This is a genomic window from Streptomyces sp. P6-2-1, from assembly GCF_050613165.1.
GTDB lineage: Bacteria > Actinomycetota > Actinomycetes > Streptomycetales > Streptomycetaceae > Streptomyces.
This window is the reverse complement of record NZ_CP192513.1, coordinates 4523867-4542763: the sequence shown is the minus strand read 5'-3', so window position 1 is coordinate 4542763 and position 18897 is coordinate 4523867. Positions and strand designations below refer to the sequence as shown.

At 75.1% G+C, this 18897-nt stretch carries 13 protein-coding genes; 8 read left to right on the top strand and 5 right to left on the bottom strand.

Annotated elements, in window-relative coordinates:
- Positions 1-23 precede the first annotated feature (23 nt).
- Both ACQYWQ_RS19515 and ACQYWQ_RS19510 read right to left on the bottom strand, forming a co-directional pair.
- Complete coding sequence (locus ACQYWQ_RS19515) at positions 24-1265, bottom strand: serine/threonine-protein kinase (protein WP_431036209.1); 1242 nt, start codon at positions 1263-1265, stop codon at positions 24-26.
- A 365-nt stretch (positions 1266-1630) separates the two neighbouring features.
- Positions 1631-3373 (bottom strand): serine/threonine-protein kinase, encoded by a 1743-nt coding sequence (locus tag ACQYWQ_RS19510; protein WP_431036208.1) that lies wholly within the window; start codon positions 3371-3373, stop codon positions 1631-1633.
- Between the two features lie 440 nt (positions 3374-3813).
- Here ACQYWQ_RS19510 and ACQYWQ_RS19505 point away from each other — a divergent pair, with 440 nt between their 5' ends.
- Both ACQYWQ_RS19505 and ACQYWQ_RS19500 read left to right on the top strand, forming a co-directional pair.
- A complete protein-coding gene (locus tag ACQYWQ_RS19505; RefSeq protein WP_431039258.1) occupies positions 3814-7371 on the top strand; it encodes an FtsK/SpoIIIE domain-containing protein in 3558 nt (1185 codons plus the stop codon).
- Entirely contained in the window at positions 7368-7847 is a 480-nt protein-coding gene (locus ACQYWQ_RS19500; protein WP_431036207.1) for a GNAT family N-acetyltransferase, read from the top strand. The genes ACQYWQ_RS19505 and ACQYWQ_RS19500 overlap by 4 nt, the downstream gene beginning before the upstream one ends.
- A gap of 419 nt (positions 7848-8266) precedes the next feature.
- On the opposite strand, the gene ACQYWQ_RS19495 is transcribed toward ACQYWQ_RS19500, so the two are convergent.
- Positions 8267-9142: a glycosyltransferase family 2 protein gene (locus tag ACQYWQ_RS19495; protein WP_431036206.1), complete on the bottom strand. Its 876-nt coding sequence runs from the start codon at positions 9140-9142 to the stop codon at positions 8267-8269.
- Between the two features lie 334 nt (positions 9143-9476).
- Between ACQYWQ_RS19495 and ACQYWQ_RS19490 the strand changes: the two genes are divergently transcribed.
- From ACQYWQ_RS19490 to ACQYWQ_RS19465, 6 genes are all read left to right on the top strand, one after another.
- Complete coding sequence (locus tag ACQYWQ_RS19490) at positions 9477-10823, top strand: ABC transporter substrate-binding protein (RefSeq protein ID WP_431036205.1); 1347 nt, start codon at positions 9477-9479, stop codon at positions 10821-10823.
- Between the two features lie 124 nt (positions 10824-10947).
- Positions 10948-12243, top strand: coding sequence for a carbohydrate ABC transporter permease (locus tag ACQYWQ_RS19485; RefSeq protein ID WP_431039257.1), 1296 nt, complete (start codon positions 10948-10950; stop codon positions 12241-12243).
- Positions 12240-13163, top strand: coding sequence for a carbohydrate ABC transporter permease (locus ACQYWQ_RS19480; RefSeq protein ID WP_431036204.1), 924 nt, complete (start codon positions 12240-12242; stop codon positions 13161-13163). The genes ACQYWQ_RS19485 and ACQYWQ_RS19480 overlap by 4 nt, the downstream gene beginning before the upstream one ends.
- A gap of 294 nt (positions 13164-13457) precedes the next feature.
- Positions 13458-15140, top strand: a complete 1683-nt coding sequence (locus ACQYWQ_RS19475; protein WP_431036203.1) for a hypothetical protein — start codon at positions 13458-13460, stop codon at positions 15138-15140.
- Positions 15137-16708: a glycosyltransferase gene (locus ACQYWQ_RS19470; protein WP_431036202.1), complete on the top strand. Its 1572-nt coding sequence runs from the start codon at positions 15137-15139 to the stop codon at positions 16706-16708. The genes ACQYWQ_RS19475 and ACQYWQ_RS19470 overlap by 4 nt, the downstream gene beginning before the upstream one ends.
- A gap of 150 nt (positions 16709-16858) precedes the next feature.
- Entirely contained in the window at positions 16859-17236 is a 378-nt protein-coding gene (locus ACQYWQ_RS19465; RefSeq protein WP_431036200.1) for a peptidase inhibitor family I36 protein, read from the top strand.
- A 210-nt stretch (positions 17237-17446) separates the two neighbouring features.
- Here the strand turns inward: ACQYWQ_RS19465 and ACQYWQ_RS19460 are convergent, their stop codons facing one another.
- Positions 17447-18169 (bottom strand): leucine-rich repeat domain-containing protein, encoded by a 723-nt coding sequence (locus ACQYWQ_RS19460; RefSeq protein ID WP_431036199.1) that lies wholly within the window; start codon positions 18167-18169, stop codon positions 17447-17449.
- Positions 18166-18855 (bottom strand): TetR/AcrR family transcriptional regulator, encoded by a 690-nt coding sequence (locus ACQYWQ_RS19455; RefSeq protein ID WP_431036197.1) that lies wholly within the window; start codon positions 18853-18855, stop codon positions 18166-18168. Before ACQYWQ_RS19455 ends, ACQYWQ_RS19460 begins: the two co-directional genes overlap by 4 nt.
- Positions 18856-18897: the final 42 nt, after the last annotated feature.

Below are 18897 nucleotides of genomic sequence, written 5' to 3'. Positions count from 1 at the left end.
CCGCACCCGCGCGCAGCAGCCGCTCACCCCGAGGTGACGGCCGCCGTCCCGGTCTGCTCAGCCCCCGAGTCGCTGTCGTCCCCGCCCGCGACGAGCCATCCGGCGACGGCCAGGATCACCACGGCGACCCCCGCCCCCACCCCCGCCCGCACCCGCCGCCTGCGCAGCGCGGCCTCCCTGGCCCTGGCGGAGCCCGGCCTGGGCGCGCCCGGGGCGCGTGGGACGCGCGCCGTCCCGTGGGCGCCGCCGGACAGCTCGTCGACCCCGGGCACCCGCATGCTCGTGTGCGTATCGCGCCCCGAGTCCTTGCCGGGCGCCGTCGGCACCAGCGACACGGCCCCGCGCGGCGCCCCGCTCGGCGTCTCCTCGCTCACGGCCTCGCCCTCCTCGGGCGGCTCCGCCTGCGGCTCGTCGACCTCCAGGGCCGGAAGCCCGTCGAGCAGCGGCGCCATCTCCCGCAGCCGTTCGGCGAGTTCGGAGGCGCGCAGGCGCGAGGCCGGGGCCTTGGCGAGGCACTGGAGGAGGAGCTGCCACAGCTCCTCGGGGATGCCGGGCAGCGGCGCCACCGTCTCCGTCACGTGCCGCCGCAGGATCGCGCCGGGGTGCCCGCCGCCGAACGGAGTGAAGCCCGCGAGGAGTTCGTAGAGGACCGTGGCGAGTGCGTAGATGTCGACGGCGGCGCGCGGGGGCAGGCCCTCGACGATCTCGGGGGCGCAGTAGTCGGGCGTCCCGATGATCTTCGTACTGCGGCCCGTGGGCGTGGAACGGGGGCTGTCGATGAGCTTGGCGACGCCGAAGTCGGTGAGCAGCGCGGGGTGTTCGCCCGCACGCCCGGGCGTGCCCGACATGTCGAGCAGGATGTTCTCGGGCTTGACGTCGCGGTGGACGACCCCGGCCTTGTGCGCGAAGGCGAGCGCGTCGGCGATGTCGGCGACGATCGCGGCCGCGGCGGCGGGGGCGAGGCGGTGGGCCGAGTCGAGGCGGGTGCGCAGGTCGGTGCCGGGCACGGCGTCCATGACGAGCGCGAGATCGTTGCCGTCCACGACGAGGTCGCGGACGGTGACGATGTGGGGGTGTTCGAGGCCGAGCAGAGCGGTGCGCTCCTGGACGAAGCGGCCGACGAGTTCCTGGTCGGCCGCGAGGTCCTCGCGGAGCAGTTTGATCGCGACGGGCCCCTCGGGCCCGTCGCCGAGCCACACACTCCCCGCGCTGCCCCGCCCGAGGAGCTGGTGTGCGGTGTACCGGCTGCCGATCTTGCGTGCCAAAACTGCTCCGACAGGTCGGGCCCCGGCACGGCCCGGGGCGTGGCGTTGCGACGTTTGCAAAGTCGTGGCGATGCGACGGTTCGCAAAGTTACGCGCGTCCTGGGGTCCTCCGTGCCCAGGATCGGCGTTCACGCCACATCGGGGCGGCGATCGGTCCGGTTTTGCGACGGTTCGGCACGCGAAGACGTCCACCGATTGTCGACTTGTCGCCGCACTCGCCCCCGGTGTCGCCCCCGGTGCGGCGCCCGCCGCGCCCGCCGACCGCGCGGCGCCCGCCCGGCACGAGGGCCCCCGCAGGCCGCTCGGCGCCAACCGTCCGGCGCCAATCGTCCGGGCGCCAACCGTCCGGCGCCAACCGTCCGGCACTAACCGTTCAGTTTCGAGAACCAGCCCGAGACGTCCTTGATCCAGCTGCCGATCTGCTGCCAGTAGCCCCTGCCCGTGCCGATCCAGCTCTGGAGCGGGCTGACCTCCCACACGATCCAGCCGACCACGAAGAGGATCACCACGGTGAACAGGCAGCCCTTGAGGCAGCCGAGGCCGGGGATGCGCATCGGGTTGGCGCTGCGGCGGCGCGGCTCACGCGGGGGCCTGGGCTCGCGGCGCGGCGGGGCCTCGGCGGGCGGCGGGGCCTGCCTGCGCGGGGCGGGCGGGGGTGCGTACTGCTGGGGCTGCGGCTGGGGCTGCGGGGGCTGCTGGTAGCCGCCCTGCTGGTAGCCCCCTTGCTGGTAGCCGCCCTGCTGGTACGGGGGGCGCTGCGGCGGATCGTAGGGGCCCGGTTGCGGCGGGTACCCGTACGGGCCGGAGCCCTGCTGCTGCGGAGGCTGCTGCGGGGGCTGCTGCTGCCGGTGCGGGCGGCGGCGCAGGGGGTCCTCGTGCGGGTCGAGGTACTGGATCTGCGTCTGCTCGTTGCGGTCGCGCGCGGCGCGGAGCTGGTTCTCCCAGGGGTGCGGCGCCTCCGGGTCGCTGCCGGGCGGTACGGGGGGCATGACGGCCGTCGGGTCGGCGTCACCAGGGCGCCCGCCCTGGCCCGTACCGGCGCCCTGGCCCGTACCGCCGCCGGGACCGCCGGGGCCCGTCGTCGGGAGCACGGACGTCGGTGCCGCCGGGTCGTACGCGCCCTGCGGGACGCCGTCGCGCGACAGGACCTCCGTCGCGGCGGCCGCGGAGGGGGGCCCGGGCACGGGGGCGGGGTCCGGGTCGGGCGCGAGAAGGGCGCCGACGCCCTCGGCCGCGGCGATCTGCGCGGAGTTCGCGTGCACGCCGATTCCCTCGGCGACGACGCGGAGGGCGCGGGCCAGGTTCTCGGCGCTCGGGCGGCGGTCCGGGTTCTTGCCGAGGCAGCGCTCGATGACCGTCCACAGCGGCTCGGGGACGCTGGAAGGGCGGCGCGGCTCCTCGCTCAGGTGGCGGTGGAGGACTTCGAGCGCGGAGGCGCCCTGGAAGGGCGGGCGTCCGGTGAGCAGCTCGTAGAGGAGGATGCCCGCGCCGTAGATGTCGACGGCCGAGGTCTGCGGGCGGCCCTCGGCGGCCTCGGGCGCGACGTACGCGGGCGTGCCGACGAACTCCTGCGTGCGGGTGAGGCCCGGGGAGTCGGCGAGGCGCGCGATGCCGAAGTCCGTGAGGAGCGGGTGGAGTCCCCCGTCGGGGTCCTCCTTGAGGAGGACGTTCGCGGGCTTGAGGTCGCGGTGCACGACGCCGTCCGCGTGGCTCGCGACGAGCGCGTCGGCGATCTGCGCGGTGAGCAGGCTCGCGGCGACGGGGCTGAAGGGCCCGTTCTCGCGGAGGTAGCGGTGCAGGTCGGGACCCTCGACGAGGTCCATGACGAGCGCGAGCAGATCGCCTTCGACGACGAGGTCGCGCACGCGCACGATATTGGGGTGGGTGAGCCGGAGCAGCACCGAGCGCTCGCGCAGGAAGCGCATCACGATGTCCGGGTCGTTCGCCAGCTCCTCCTTGAGGACCTTGATGGCGACGGTCTCCCCCGACTGCCCCTGCACGGCCGCCTCGGCCCCCGCGGGGACGGTCTGGCGCGCACGCCACACGGTGCCTGTGGCGCCGCGTCCCAGCGGCTCCTCCAGGAGGTACTTGCTGCCTACCGGCCGCACGTCATGCGCTCCCTGATCATCCGGCTCGCCCGCTTCCCCGGGCCTCCGGGGCTCCGGGCGGGGCGTGTTCGGGGCGGCGGCCGCAGGGCCACCGCTTCGGACAGTTCCGCCCACTGTAGTGCGCGAAACGGGCCGGGCGGGGGTGCGCGGCCCCCGTGGACCGTCCGGCTGTTCGACGAGTACCCGGGCACATACCCCCGCCCGGCACCCGTCCTCCGGCCCCGGGGAACGAACGGTTCCAGCCGATCGGGCCCGTCCGACATGGAACTTTTCCGACCGGAGCAGATCAATCAAGATCAATCGACAGCGAAGGACGGGCGGGTTGTCTCTGGCAAGTGCGAGGATGCGTGTCTGTACGTACAGGCCGAGTGCCCGTGCGCGGCGGGGGCGGGAAGCCCTTTCCCCGGCGTGCGCGCGCGCAGAGGGGACGCGTGACCGGGATGCAGATTCGGCTCAGCCTCCTGGCACGGAGGGGTGCGGGACGCGACTGCGACGTCCTCGTCACCGCCCCGGCGGGCACCCAGCTCTCGGCGGTCGCCGCCGGGCTCAGGAAGGCGGTGCGCGCGGGCGAGACGACGTCCTCCTGGTGGGTGGACAACGCCCGCGTCGACCCGCACCGCGCGGTGCTCGGCGAACCACCGCTCGTGGACGGCGCCGTGCTCGCGCTCGGCGGTCCCGCGGGCCCGGGCGGCGAGCCCGACCCCACGGCGCCGCAGCTCCAGGTCGTCTCGGGACCCGACGCGGGCGGCGTGCACGTGCTGCACGGCGGCGAGGTGCGTATCGGCCGCTCCGCCGACGCCGACGTGACCCTCGACGACCCCGACGTCTCGCGCGCGCACTGCGCCGTCGTCCTCGGGCCCGGGGGCCGCGCGGAGGTCGCCGACCTCGGCTCGACCAACGGCACGACCATCGAGGGCCGCCCGGTGGGCCGCACCCCCCAGCCCCTCCCGCGCGGCGCGCTGCTGCGGGTCGGCGAGTCGGTCCTGCGCGTCGTGCCGGGCGGCACACAGCCGCCGGTGGCGACGGTGCCCGACGGCGAGGGGCACGTACGGGTACGGACCGGACTGCCGGGCGCGGCGGGGACCGGCCCGGCGGCGGGACGCGACAGGGCGGCGGGACGCGACGGGGCGGCGGGAGGACGCGACGGCGCGGCGCGGGTGCCTTCCGCGCGTACGCCGGAAGAACCTCGTACGCCCGGCGGGACCCGTACGCCTGAAGTACCCCAAACACCCGAAACGCTCCGTACGCCTGAAGCACCCCGTGCATCCGAAGTACCCCGCGCCTCCTCCCCCGCCCCCCGCGGCGCCGACGCGACGCACGCCGCCCAGGACCTGCGCGGCCTGCGCGAGGCGCGAGAGGCACGCGAGGGCCGCGAGGCCCGTGACGCGCGCCCGCATCCGCTCGACGGCGCCCCCGAGCTGGCCGCGCCCGCCCCGCAGGACCCGGGCGAGCCCAGGACCGCGCGGCGCAAGGGGGGCGGGCTCGGCCGCTGGGGGCGGCGGCGCGCCGCCCGTACCGACGAGGCCGCGGTCACGACGGAGGGGACCGGCGACACCGCGCCCGAGGCCGCTCCCGTCCCCCTTCCCGCGCACTCCCCCGACGCCTGGCCCGATCCCGCCCTCCTCCTGCTCACCGCCCTCGGCCCCGGACCGCGCCTGTGGGAGCGGGGTCCCGGGCATCCGGAGGCGCTCGCCTGCCGGGTCGGCACGAGCGAGCACCCGCGTCCGGAGGGCGGCTCCCTGCCCGTACCGCTGACCGTGAGCCTCGCCGAGAGCGGTTCACTCGGTCTCGCCGGCCCGCGCGAACGCCTCTCCGGGCTCGCGCGCGCGGTCCTCGCGCAGTACGCGGCGCTGCACTCCCCCGACACTCTCGAAATCGTCCTGATCAGTACCGATCGCCATCAGCCGCTCGCCGATCGCGTCGCGCGCTGGGGCTGGCTCGGCTGGCTGCCGCACGTGCGCCCGACGCGCGGGCAGGAGTGCCGCGCGCTGCTCGCCTACGACAACGAGCAGGCGGCCGCGCGCTTCGCGGAGCTTCGCGGGCGTACGCCGGGGCAGCACGAGGGGCTGCGGACCCTCGTCGTGCTCGACGGCGACCCGGGCACGCCCGCGCTGCGCGAGGCGGCGGCCTGGTGCGCGAGCGCCGAAGGGCGCGCGGCGGGGGTCCACCTCGTGTGCCTCGCCGAGACCCCCGCGGCCTCCCCCGCCTCGCCGGTCACGGAGACCTTCGACGCGGCGTGCGCGCAGCTCGCGGCGTTCCGCGACTGCGGGGCCGTGGCCTTCCTGAGCGGCGATGTCGCGACGGCCGTGCACGTCGTGCGCACGGCGCGCGGGCGGCTCGCCGGGCACGGCACGACGGGCATCGTGGACGCGGTGTCGGCCGCGTGGGCGGAGCGTTTCGCGCGGGCGCTCGCGCCGCTGCGCACGGACGCGGCGCAGGGCGCGCCCCGTACCGCGGCCACGGCGACCCCGTTGCCCCAAGCGGTGCGGTTGCTCGATGAGTTGGGGCTCGCACGGGCCACGCCCGCTTCCTTGCTCGCGCGGTGGGCGAGCGCGGCGGACGAGGCGCGCGGCGGGCGGGTGCTCGGGGTGCTCGGCGCGGGGCCCGAGGGCCCCGCGCTCGTGGACCTCGGCGGGGCCCAGGGCCCGCACCTGATCATCGAGGGCGCGGCGGGCAGTGGCCGCACCGAGCTGCTGCGGGCGCTCGCGGCCTCGCTCGCGGCGGGCGAGCGGCCCGACCGGCTCGGGCTCGTCCTCGTGGACGGCGCGGGCGCGCCCCCCGAGGGCGCGGGGCTCGGGGTGTGCGCGGAGCTGCCGCACGTGACGACGGTGCTGCGGGCCCAGGACCCGGTGCGGATGCGGGAGTTCGCGCAGGCGCTGGTGGGCGAGCTGAAGCGGCGGGCGCGGCTGCTCGACGGGGGCGGCACGGCGTCGGGAGGCGGTGCGGCGTCGGGGGGCGGGGAACCGCTCGTCCCCGCGCAGGGGACGCTGAGCGATACGGCCTCGGGGCGGGTGCGGGCGCGCGGGGCCGCCGGGCCCGGTCCCGGGCCGGGCACCGCAGGTGGCGAGGGGCCCGGAGGCGGTGGCGCCGCGGGTGGTACGGGCACGGGTCCGGCAGGCCCGCGGGCGGCGACGGTCTCGGTGGCGGCGCGGACGAGTCGCGTACGGGAGCAGGAGGTACGCGAACAGGTCATGTTCGACCAGGAACAGCCACCGTACGGCCCCGCGCACGAGCGGGAGCGGTCGCGGTACGGGCAGGAGCGGAGCGCCTACGGGCCGTACGGGCGCCCTCGCGTCCCGTACGACCAGGAGGCGGACCAGCGCCCCGCACCCCACCCCGCGGACGCGACGGCCGCCAACTCGGCCGATCACACCGGCGCTTCGGTCCCCGCGCAGGGGCGCGGCCCCGAGACGGGCGACATCGAGGCGCCCCCGAGCCGCACGCTCCGCCTGCGCCCCCGCACGTCCTCCGGCGGGCGGAACCCGCTCCCGCGCCTCGTGGTCCTCGTGGACGACGTGGACGCGCTGCTCGACCCGCCGCTCGGCGCGACGGGCCGCCCCGCCGCGGGCTCGGTCGTCCGGGCCCTGGAGGCGGTCGTGCGCGAGGGCGCGCGGCTCGGTGTGCACCTGATCGCCGCGGGCGCGCGCACGGAGAAGGCGGCGGCCTCGTACGTGGCGCGCGCCGCGGGCGTACGGGTCGTGCTCGACGCGCCGTCCCCGGCCCCCGAGGAACCCGCCCCCGGCCGCGGCCGCCTCCTGACGCAGGACGGAGCGGCGCTCCCCTTCCAGGCGGGCCGCGTGACGGGCCGTATCCCGCGCACGGCGACGCTCCGCCCGACGGTCACGCCTCTGGAGTGGCCGAAAATGGGCGATGCCCCGGAACGCGCGCGCCCGGTACGTGAGTTGGGCAACGGCCCGACCGACCTCGCTCTCCTGGCCAGCGCCCTGGACCGCGCGGCGAGGGCGGCGGAAGCGACACCGCAGGAGCCTCTGCTGTGACCGTCCACGTCGCAGCCGTCCCCGCCGGGGACCCGCGCTTGCGCCCCCTCCTCACGGCGTACCACCTGCGCACGGAGGAGGAGAAGGGCGTCCCCGTCTCCGGCCCGGCGGATCTTCCCGCCGCGTACCTGGCCGAAATCGACCAGCCCGCGCGGTCCTTCGCCGGAGCGACGGTCCTCCTCGCGACGGACGACGAGGCCCCGGCGGGCTGCGCCGTGGTACGGACCCCCGCGTCGGCCCCCGCCGAACTGAAACGCCTGTGGACCGCCCCCGCCCACCGGGGCAGGGGCGTCGCCGCGGCCCTCCTGGCGACAGCGACGACCCTCGCCACGGAGGCAGGCGCCCCCGCCCTGCGCCTCTCGGTCTGGTCCTGGCGGGAGAACGCGCTGCGCCTGTACGCGCGCACGGGCTTCCACCGCGTACCGTCATGGGAGTCACGGTCGGAACTGATCTGCCTGGAGAAGGCGTTGGGCTGACGCCGGACCCGACGCGGTGGCGCCGCCATTCCTCGCGGGACCCGCCCTCGCCCCCGCCCAGTCCCGGGCCTCTGCCGGACCGGGACCGATCCGCCGGAAGGCCGAGGGCTTCGGCGAGGCGAAGAGTGTGCGGGCCGGAGCGGCCCCGGCTCTCCTCCGCGGCACCCCGGCTTCTCCACGGGGGCTCTGCCCACGGCCCGGCTGCCCGGATCACGCCACCGGGGACCACCACCGGCGTCGCACCCGTACGCGGTGATGCCTGCGGAGGGGGAGCCGTCGAGCGCGGGCCCGTGGCGCGGTGACCGGGACTGCGAGGGACCGGTGAGGCCGGCTTCGCCGAGGGGGGCGGGCGGGTCCGGGGGCCCTCACCATGCCGCACGGCATACGCCGTGCGCGCCGGGACACCGCGGCTCGCCGCCTCACAGCACCGGTGGGCGCCCCAGCCGCGTCATGCGCCACACCGTGCGCCACCGCATCGGGCGGCGCGGGCCGCACGGATTCCGGATGCCTTCGGCGAAGCCGCCCCACCAGGCGCGCAGGGCGGGGAGCGAGGGGGTGCGGAGGAGGGTGAGGAGGGCCCAGGCGCCGAGGTGGACGGGGACGAGCGGAGCGGGGAGGCGGCGGTGGGCGAGCCAGACGCGGTTGCGGGCGGTGTGGCGGTAGTGGCCGGGGTGGCGGGCGGGTGAGGTGCGCGGGTGCTGGAGGACGAGGCGCGATTCGTAGCGGATCGTCCAGCCGTCGTCGATGGCCCGCCAGGCGAGGTCGGATTCCTCGTGGCCGAAGAAGAAGGCGGCGGGCCACAGCCCGATCCGCCGCAGCATCGGCATCGACAGGGCATGCCCGCCCCCGAGGAAGGCGGTCACTTCGCCGCCGCGCATCGGGTCGCCTGCGCGCAGCCTGGGCACCCAGCGCCGTTCCGTGCGACCGTGCTCGTCGGCGATCCTGAACCCGACGATCCCGAGCCCCGGGTCCTCGGCGAAGAGGCGCTGGACCCGGCGGAACACGTCGTCGGCGACGAGCAGCCCGTCATCGTCCAGTTCGACGACGACATCGACGTCACCGGAGTCGCGCAACAACTCAAGGGCTACGTTCCTGCCCCCGGGGCACCCCAGGTTCTCGGCGAGCGGCACCTTCGTCGCGTCCGTCGCCACTTCGCCGAGCGGCGTCGCGTTCCCGACGAGCACGACCCGCTCCGCGGGAACGTCCTGCTTCTCCACCGAGGCGAGCAGCGCGTCGAGCGCTCGCGGCCGCGTGCCCATCGTCACGACGACCACACCGATACGGGGCAGGGACATACGGCGATCTCCCGGGGACGCTGAAGGAGTGAGACTTTATCCGCACGCCGGTGGGCGCGGCGGTCCGACGCCCCCCTCTCCCGGGTCACAGGGTGATCACAAACAGCCGTGTCCGTGCAGGTCGTCCTCTCCCGCCCCCTTGTACCCGTGACCGTGCGGGCGTAGATGTGCGGGGGAGGGGAAGGGGTTCCCCCTCTCCGGCAACGGCCGGGGAGCGAGCCGTAGTTGGAGCGAGACGGAAGAGAACGGGGCGATGATGCACGCACCTCTTCGGGATGCACGGACGCGGAAGCCGAGAGGCTCTGGGAGGCGGCGGGCGCGCGGACTCGCGCTCATGGCGGTCGCGGCGGGGACCGCCGTCGCGCTCACCGCCTGCGGGAGCGAAGGCGACAGCGGCAAGGACGGGGGCAGCGAGGCCAAGAAGCCCTCCGCCTCCGCCGGACAGTCCTCCTCCGGCGTCCGGTTGCCGAAGCTCGACGGGCAGACCGTGAAGGTCGCTGCCGTGTGGAGCGGGGCCGAGCGGGACGCCTTCGAGAAGGTGCTCGCCGACTTCGGGAAGCGGACGGGGGCGAAGACGGAGTACGTCGCCGCGCAGGACCCCGTCATCGGCTTCCTGGAGTCGAAGATCGCCGGTGGCGGTCAGCCCGATGTGGCGATGCTGCCGCAGGTCGGGGCGATCGAGCAGGCCGTCAAGCGCAAGTGGGCGAAGCCCGTGGGCCCCGAGGCCCAGGCCGAGCTGAAGAAGAACTACGGGCAGGGCTGGCAGGACCTCGGCGCGGTGGACGGCACGCAGTACGGCGTCTACTTCAAGGCGGCGAACAAGTCCCTCGTCTGGTACAACACCGCCGTCTTCGACAACGCGGGCGCCGAAGTCCCCTCCTCCTGGGCCGACTTCCTGAAGACCGCGCAGACGGTCGCCGACTCGGGTGTCACGCCCGTCTCGGTCGCGGGCGCGGACGGCTGGACGCTCACCGACTGGTTCGAGAACATCTACCTCTCGCAGGCGGGCCCGGAGAAGTACGACCAGCTCGCGCAGCACGAGATCAAGTGGACCGATCCCTCCGTGAAGCAGGCGCTCACGACGCTCGGGCAGCTCTTCGGCAAGCCCGACCTGCTCGCGGGCGGCGCGAAGGGCGCGCTCGCCACCGAGTTCCCCGCCTCGGTCACGCAGACCTTCACGGGCGGCGACCAGCCGAAGGCGGGGATGGTCTTCGAGGCGGACTTCGTCGGCATCAACATCGCCGAGACGGAGGCGAAGATCGGCACCGACGCGAAGGTCTTCCCGTTCCCCGCCGTGGGCGGTGGGCAGGCCCCCGCCGTCGTCGGCGGCGACGCGGCCGTCGCGCTCAAGGACTCCCGGGGCGCGCAGGCGCTGCTGACCTACCTCGCCTCGCCCGAGGCCGCCTCGATCTGGGCGGGGACGGGCGGGTTCATCTCGCCGAACAAGGCGCTCGACACGTCCGCGTACCCGAACGACGTGCAGCGCGGCATCGCCGAGGCGCTGATCAAGGCCGGGGACGACATCCGCTACGACATGTCTGACCAGATGCCGCAGTCCTTCGGCGGCTCGCCCAACAAGGGCGAGTGGAAGGCGCTTCAGGACTTCCTCGCGAAGCCGAACGACGTCGCCGCGATCCAGCAGCGCCTGGAGCGGGACGCGGCCAAGGCGTACAAGGACTGACGGGGTGGCCGCCGAAGCGGCGGGGGGTGCCGGTCCCGTACCGGTGCCCCCCGCGTCCCCGAGCGGGAACGTCCCCACGCCCCGCAGACCCCCTGAACCCGTCACCGGCAAGCGCGCCGCGTCCGTGACCCGTACGCGCCGCTCGCTCGCCCTCCTCTTCCTGCTGCCCGCGCTCGTCCTGCTCGGCGCGCTCGTCCTCTACCCGATCGTGTGGAACGTCGTGCGGAGTCTCTTCGACTCCTCGGGGGACGGCTTCGTCGGCTTCGGGAACTACCGCGAGATGTTCTCGGACCCGAACATCAGGACGGCGATCAAGAACAACGCGATCTGGCTCGTCGTGGCGCCGACCGTCGCGACGGCGCTCGGGCTCGTGCTCGCCGTGCTCACCGAACGCATCAAGTGGGGAACGGCGTTCAAACTGCTCGTGTTCATGCCGATGGCGATCTCGATGCTCGCTTCGGGGATCATCTTCCGGCTCGTGTACGAGCAGGACCCCGACCGGGGCGTCGCGAACGCGGTCGCCGTGACCGTGCACGACACCTTCGCCGAGTCCTCCGCCTTCCCGAAGGCCCACCCGCGCCCGCGTTCGGCGCTGGAGGCCGTCAAGGGCGGCGCGTTCGTGACGAAGGAGCCCGTACGGGGCGGGACGAGCGTGCTCCTGCCGCTGGTCGGTGTCGCTCCCGACGTCATGCCGGACAGCGCGAGGCCCGCCGCCGTGCCCGCGCCGCCCGGCGGGGACGGCGGGGTCACGGGCACGGTGTGGCAGGACTTCACGAAGGGCGGCGGCGGCACGCTCGACAAGGTCGACCCGAAGGAACTCGGCTACCCGGGGATGCGGATCGAGGCCGTCAAGGACGGCGAGGTCGTCGCCTCCGCGAAGGCCGGTGCCGACGGCCGCTTCACGCTCCCGGCGCGGGCCGACGGGGCCCTGCTCCGGCTTCCCGCCGACAACTTCCGCGAACCGTACGGCGGGATCAACTGGCTCGGGCCCACGCTCGTCACGTGGTCGGTCATCGGCGCGTACGTGTGGATGTGGGCCGGGTTCGCGATGGTGCTCATCGGCGCCGGGCTCGCCGGGCTGCCGCGCGAACTCCTCGAAGCCGCGCGCGTGGACGGGGCGGGCGAGTGGCAGGTCTTCCGCCGCGTCACCGTGCCGCTGCTCGCGCCCGTGCTCGGCGTCGTGCTCGTCACGCTCATGATCAACGTGCTGAAGATCTTCGACCTCGTGTACGTGATCCCGCCCGGCTCGGCGCGCGACGACGCCAACGTCCTGGCCGTCGAGCTGTACAACACGGCCTTCGTGGACGGGGACGCGGGCGTCGCGAGCGCCATATCGATCTTCCTGTTCGTCCTGGTGGTGCCGGTGATGCTGCTCAACATCCGCAGGCTGCGCAGGGAGCGCAAGGAGGAACGCCGATGACCGCCGCCGTACCCGGGACGGTCCCGGAGCCCCGCACCTCCGCGCGGGACCGTGGCCCGCGCGGCAGGGGCGAGTCGTTCGCCGCCCGCGCCGCGCGCCTCGCCGCGGGCGGGCTGCTGCGCCTCTTCCTCCTCGTCGTGGCCGTCTTCTGGCTCGTGCCGACGATCGGGCTGCTGATCTCCTCGCTCCGCTCGCCGTCGGACATCGCCGACGACGGCTGGTGGAAGGTCTTCACCGCCCCCGCGCAGCTCACGGTCGAGAACTACGGCAATCTGCTCGACAACAGCGCGATCACGCACAGCCTGTGGTCGACGGTGCTCATCACCGTGCCGTCCACGCTGCTCGTCGTCCTCATCGGCTCGCTCGCCGGATACGCCTTCGCCTGGATGGACTTCCCCGGGCGCGACGGCTGGTTCCTGCTCGTGGTGGGGCTGTTGGTCGTCCCCGTGCAGGTCGCGCTGCTCCCGGTGTCGAAACTCTTCGGCTGGATAGGGATTTTCGAGTCCACGATCGGCGTGATCCTCTTCCACGTCGCCTTCGGGCTGCCCTTCGCCGTCTTCCTGCTGCGGAACTTCTTCGCGGAGATCCCGCGCGAACTCCTGGAAGCGGCACGGCTCGACGGGGCGGGCGAACTCCGGTTGTTCACAAGGGTCGTGATGCCGCTCGCGGGCCCCGCCATCGCCTCGCTCGGCATCTTCCAGTTCCTGTGGGTCTGGAACGACATGCTGATCGCGCTGATCTTCGCGGACTCCGGGAGCCCGCCGATCACGGTCGCGCTCCAACAGCAGGTACGGCAGTTCGGCAACAACGTGGACATCCTCGCGCCGGGCGCCTTCCTGTCGATGCTCATCCCGCTCGTCGTCTTCTTCGCCTTTCAGCGGCAGTTCGTGTCGGGGGTGATGGCGGGCGCGGTCAAGTAGGCGGCCGGGGGCCCGCTTCTCTCCGTACGGAGGAGGAAGCGGGCCCCTTCGCGTACGGGCCCCTTCGCGTACGGGCCCCTTCGCGTACGGGCCCCTTCGCGTACGGGCGCTCCGCGGCCCCGGGCCCGCTCGGCGACCCGCTCGCCCCCCTCCCCGTACCCCCCAAGAGCACCCCCACAAGAACACCCGAAAGCATTAAATAACACAAATAGGGATACCGGTCCTCCTGCCGGTGGGACATCTGAGGGCATCCGCACCCGTACGGCCCCGCCCCCCGAGAGGACCCCGCCCGCCGTGGACTCCACCGACGCGCAGGCACCCGCCCAGCCCCTCCCACCCCCGGCCCCGCCCCGCCTCCACCGCCGCCGCAACCCGCCCGGCGCCACGGCGAGCCGCCCGCTCGGGCGCTGGCGGCCCACGCCCTTCTTCGTCTTCGGCGGCCTCTTCTGGCTCGGCCTCAGCCTCCTCGCCCTCTCGGTGCAGGCGTGCTGCGACCTCGGGCAGCACGCGGCGGTCGTCGAGCGGCTGCGCGCGAGCCTGCTCCACCCGAGGCACCCGATGGCGGACCTGCCGGGCGCGGGGAGCCCGTACTACTCGCCCTACGCGCTCGCCGAAGGTGTGCTCGCGCGGCTCTTCGGGCTGAGCGGCTGGGAGACGGTACGGCTCGCCGCGCCCGTCAACCTGCTCGTCGTACTGCTCGGGCTCAACGCCTTCGTGAAGCGGTTCACCGCGAGCCGCTGGGCATCGACCGTCGCGCTCGCGCTGCTGGTGACGCTGTGGGGCACGCGACCGCTCGTGTGGAGCGGCTTCGTGGGACTCGTCTCGCTCCCGGTCGCGGCCGGCTACCCGAGCACCTTCGCCCTCGGCCTCACCCTCCTGACCTGGGCGTACGCGGCCCAGCTGACCGACAGGGACCGCGCGGCCCCGCCCTCGCCGTGGGCCAGGGGCGCCCTCGGCGCGCTGTGCGGTCTGCTGCTGCTCGTGCACCCGGTGAGCGCGGTGGCGGGGGTGCTCGGGGCGGCGGTCCTGGTCCTGACGCGGGTACGCGGCGCCGCGCCCGTACCCGACGAAGGCGACCCGCCCGTACGAACCGCAGGCCGCGGCTCCCCCGTACGGCGCACCCGGGCCCCCGCCCTCCGCGCCCTCCGCGCCTGGGCCGCCTGGTGGCCGCTCCCCCTCGGCGCCCTCCTCGCCGCCCTCGCCTGGCTCCCCTGGTTCGACGTCCTCACGCTCGGCTCCGCTTCCGCCGTGCTCGACCCGACCCACGCCGCGCTCTACACCGACGTCCTCGCCCACTTCTGGCTGCTCGGCGCCGTCGCGCTCCCCGCCTTCGCGCTGCGCCTGCGCCGCGACCCGCGCGAGCCGCTCACGTGGATGTGCGCGGTGTGCGTCGCCGTCGCCGCGTACGGCTGGGTGTCCGGGCACTTCACGTACGGGCGCGTCCTCGGTCTCGCCGTGCTGCCCGCGCAGGTCGCCGTGGCCGTGGAGGTGACGCGCGCGGGGCGGGGGCGGGCGCTCAGGGCGCTCGCGGTCACCGCGGCAGCCGCCACCGGTTTCGTCTTCGCGCAGTCCGGGGCCGTGCTGCCCGAGCGGTGGACGCCCCCCGACACGCGGCGGCTGCCCGAGTGGCACTCGTACGCGTGGGCCGCCTCCTCGGTCCGGCCGGGGGAGCCGGTCCTGACCGACCAGCGCGAGGGGACGCGGAGCCTGCCGGGCTTCGGGATCGACATGGTCGCGCCCGTGTGGTCGGACCCCGCGCTGCCCGAGAAGGAGCGGCGGGCGCGGTGGCGGGCGGCGCACTGGTACCTGTCGGGCAGGGCGAGCGCGGCACAGCGCGCGGAGATCGCGCGCCGCTACGGCGTCCGGTGGCTGCTGCTCTCGCGGTGGCAGCGGGTCCCGAAGGAGGCGAAGGTGCTGGACTTCAGCCGCGAGACGGGCGAGGTACTGGCGAAGCTCCCCGAACGGGAGGGGCGATGAGCGTCACCGTCGTCGTGATCGGCTACAACGACGCCCCGCACATCGCCGACGCGGTCGCGTCCGCCTGCGCGCAGGGCGAAGCGGTCAGCGAGGTGATCGCCGTGGACGACTGCTCGACGGACGACAGCGTCCACGTGCTCGACGGCGTCGCCGCGCACGAGCCGCGCCTGCGCGTCGTGCGGCGCACGGTCAACAGCGGCGGCTGCGGGACCCCGCGCAACGAGGGCCTGGCACACGCGACGGCACCGTACGTCCTCTTCCTCGACAGCGACGACGTGCTCCCGCCCGGCGCCGTGGACGCGCTGCTGCGCGCGGCAAGGACGACCCGCGCGGACGTCGTCGGCGGCCTGTGCGTACGGCGCGAACTGCCCGGCGGGCGCGAACTGCCCTGGCAGCGCGAGCTGTACGCGAAACGGCGCACGCTCGACGAGCCCGCCGCGCTCCCCCGCGTCGCCGCCGACACGCTGTGCGTCAACAAGCTCTACCGCACGGACTTCCTGCGCGCGCACGCGATCCTCTTCCCGCCGGGGCGCTACCTCTACGAGGACTTCGTCTTCACGGCGCGCGTCCTGGCGGCCCGCCCGCGCATGGCGCTCGTACCCGACCGGGTCTACGTCTGGCACGTACGGCGCGACGAGGAGCGCCGCTCGCTCTCGCTCGACCGGGACGGGGCGGAGAACTGGCGGGCGCGGGTGCGGGCGCACCGGCAGGCGGTGGCGGAACTGTCCGGGCAGCCGACGCTCGTACGCGCCGCCCGCGCGGGTTTCCTGGACCGCGGACTACGCATGTACGTACGGGAGTTGCCGCGCCACGACCCCGCCTACCAGCGCGCGTGGTGGGACCTGACGCGCGCGTACCTGACGGCGTTCGCTCCCGCGGACGTCGCCGCGGCCGCCGCCCCCGCGCGCACGGCGGCCGCGGTGGTGCGCAACGCGCCCGCGCCGCGCGACCTGGGCCGCCTGCGCGACCTCGTCTCGAAGCCGTCGCGGCTCCTGCCCCCCTCCGCACGTGACGAGACCGGCACCCCCGTGTGGGCCGCCGACCTGCCCGGTGTCCCGCTCACCCATCTGGAGCGCGCCCCGATGGGCCGCCTGCCGCTCACGGTGGACGCGATCCTGAAGCCCGCCGCACGCGGCAGCAGGCTGCGGCTGCGCCTGCACGAGCTGTACGGGCGCGTGGCGGAGGCGGGCCCGGTCGCGGTGCAGGCGGCCCTGGTCCACCGCGACACGGGCCGCGTCGTGCAGCGCCGCAGCGCGAGCCTGGCCCCCGGCCCGACCCCCGGCACCTGGACGGCCTCGCTCCGCCTGCGCCTGACGGAGCTGGAGGCGGGCACGTGGGACGTCTGGCTGATGCTCGCCTTCGCCGACGGCACGACCCGCACGACCCAGCCCCGCGCCCTCACGTCCCTGGGCCACCTCCACCGCACCGCCATCCCCAGCCGCCGCCACGGCCTCGTCCTGGTCCACCCCTACGCCACGCACTCCGCCTCGCTCGCCCTGCGCGTCGCGCCCGGAATGCGGGGGATGGGGGACGTGGTGCGGCGGAAAGTGGGGCGGTGGGTGAGGTGAGGAGGTGAGGGGGCGCGGCGGGGTGCTCGCGGGCGGTCGGGGGATGGGTCGGTGGTGTGTGCTGGGGCGGCGGGGCGTTTTCGCGGGAGGTGGCCTGGCGAGGCTGTGCGCGGCGGGGGAGAGCCTTCCGGCCAGTCAGAGGAGCACCTCATGCGTCGTCTTCCATCGTTCGCCGTCTCCGCCGTCGCGCTGAGCGTCGCCGCGCTCGGCGCGGTCCCCGCGGCCTCCGCGGCGCCCCGGCAGGGCCCGGCCGCCTACAGCTGCGGCGCCGGGTACTTCTGCGTCTACGACGGCTGGAACGGGACAGGGACCCGGTGCCAGTGGTCCCAGGCGAAGCTGGCCAACACGGCCGACAACTGTTCCTTCGTCCAGCGCGGCAAGAACGCCCTGTCCGTCTACAACCGCACCGGCCACCGCGTCCAGTACTACACCGGGACCAACTACAAGAACCGCGTCGGCTCGACCCCGAAGAACGGCAAGGGCAACCTCCAGGGCAACTACCAGATCCGGTCCTTCAAGCCGCAGTAGCGGGGACGGGCCGCGGGCCGCCCCTCGCGGGCGTCGCTGCCGGCGGGCCCGGCCGGACCGTGCCGCGTGACGGCCCACGGCCCCCTTCGCAGGGACCGCTCCGGCGCGGAGGCCGCCCCCGGGCCCCCGGCACCGCGCCCGCCCTCCTGGAGCACCGCTTCGGGCCCAGGCCGCCCCGCTGAGCGGGCCCGGGGGTGCGCCGCCGCCCGGTCACGTCAGGACGAAGCAGCCCCTGGCCTCCAGCTCCCCGGCCACCCCGGCGGGGACCTCGCACGGGTTCCAGCGCAGGTCCAGTTTCTCCAGGGCGGGGAGGGCCGTGATCCAGGGCGGCAGGGTGGTGAGGCGGTTGCCCCTCAGGTCCAGGTGGCGCAGCCGGGGAAGGTGCGCGAGGGCCGGGGGGAGGGAGGTCAGGGCGTTGTCGCGCAGTTCGAGGAGGCGCAGTGCGCGCAGTCCCGCGAGCGTGGGCGGGAGGTCCGTCAGGCGGTTCGCCCCGAGGTGGAGTTCGCGGAGGCGGGTGAGGGCCCCGATGCTCTCGGGGAGGCGCGTCAACCCGGCCTCCCGCACGCGCAGTTCGAGGAGCCCGGCCATCCGCCCGAGTGTGCGCGGAAGTTCCCGCAGCGGGTTCTCTCCCGCGTTCAGGTAGCGGAGGCGGGTCAGGGCGCCCAGGCTCGCGGGGAGCCGCTCCAGGCGGTTGTCGTGCACGTAGAGGCAGCCGTCCATGCCCGTCAGGGAGCCGAGCGAGGACGGCAGCGCGGTCAGGGCGTTGTGGCCGACGTCCAGCGTGCGCAGGGCGGTCAGCCCCGCGAGGCCGGGCGGGAGCGCGGTGAGGTCGTTGTCCGCGAGGATCAGCGTCGCGAGGTCCGTACGGGTCAGGACCTCGGGCGGGACCTCGCCCAGGTGGCGGCGCCACAGGTCCAGCGTCGCGCCGCTCACGCCCCCCTCAGCCCCGCCGCCACCGTCTTCGCCAGGGCCGCAGGGTAGGCGCGGTGCGTCGAGGTGCGGACGACGAGGACGCGCCAGTAGAGGGGGCCGGTGATCAGGTCGAGGGCGAGATCGCGGTCGAGGTCCGCGCGGATCTCGCCGCGCGTCGCGGCCGCGTCGACGACGCCCTGGGCCACACTGCGCTGAGCCTCGCGCAGGGCCTTCTCCAGGGCCTCCTGGAGGTCCGGGTTACGGGCCGCCTCGGCGAAGAGGTCCGGGACGATCTGGGAGGCCGCCGGGTGGCGCAGGGCGCGCGAGGCGACCTCGTAGAGCAGGTGCAGGTCCGTTTCGAGCGACCCGGTGTCGGGCGCGGGCAGGCCCTGGAGCGCTATCTCGGAGACCAGGTCGAGCACGAGGTGCAGTTTCGAGCGCCAGCGACGGTAGACAGCCGTCTTGCCGACGCCCGCGCGGCGCGCCACGCCCTCGATCGACATGCGCCCGTAGCCGACGGCGGCCAGCTCGGCGAAGACCGCGGCGCGGATCGCCTCGGTGACGTCCTCGCGCAGCACGGCGGCACCGGCGGGCGCGCGCCGCGCCTTGCCCGCGGGGGCCACCCCCGCGCCACCGCCGGGTCCCGCCCCCGCACCGGCCGTTTCCCTGCCGTCTTCCTTCGCGCCACTCGCCATGTCCTTCAGCATAGGCGGGCCACGACGAAACGGTTGCGTTGCGACGTACTGACG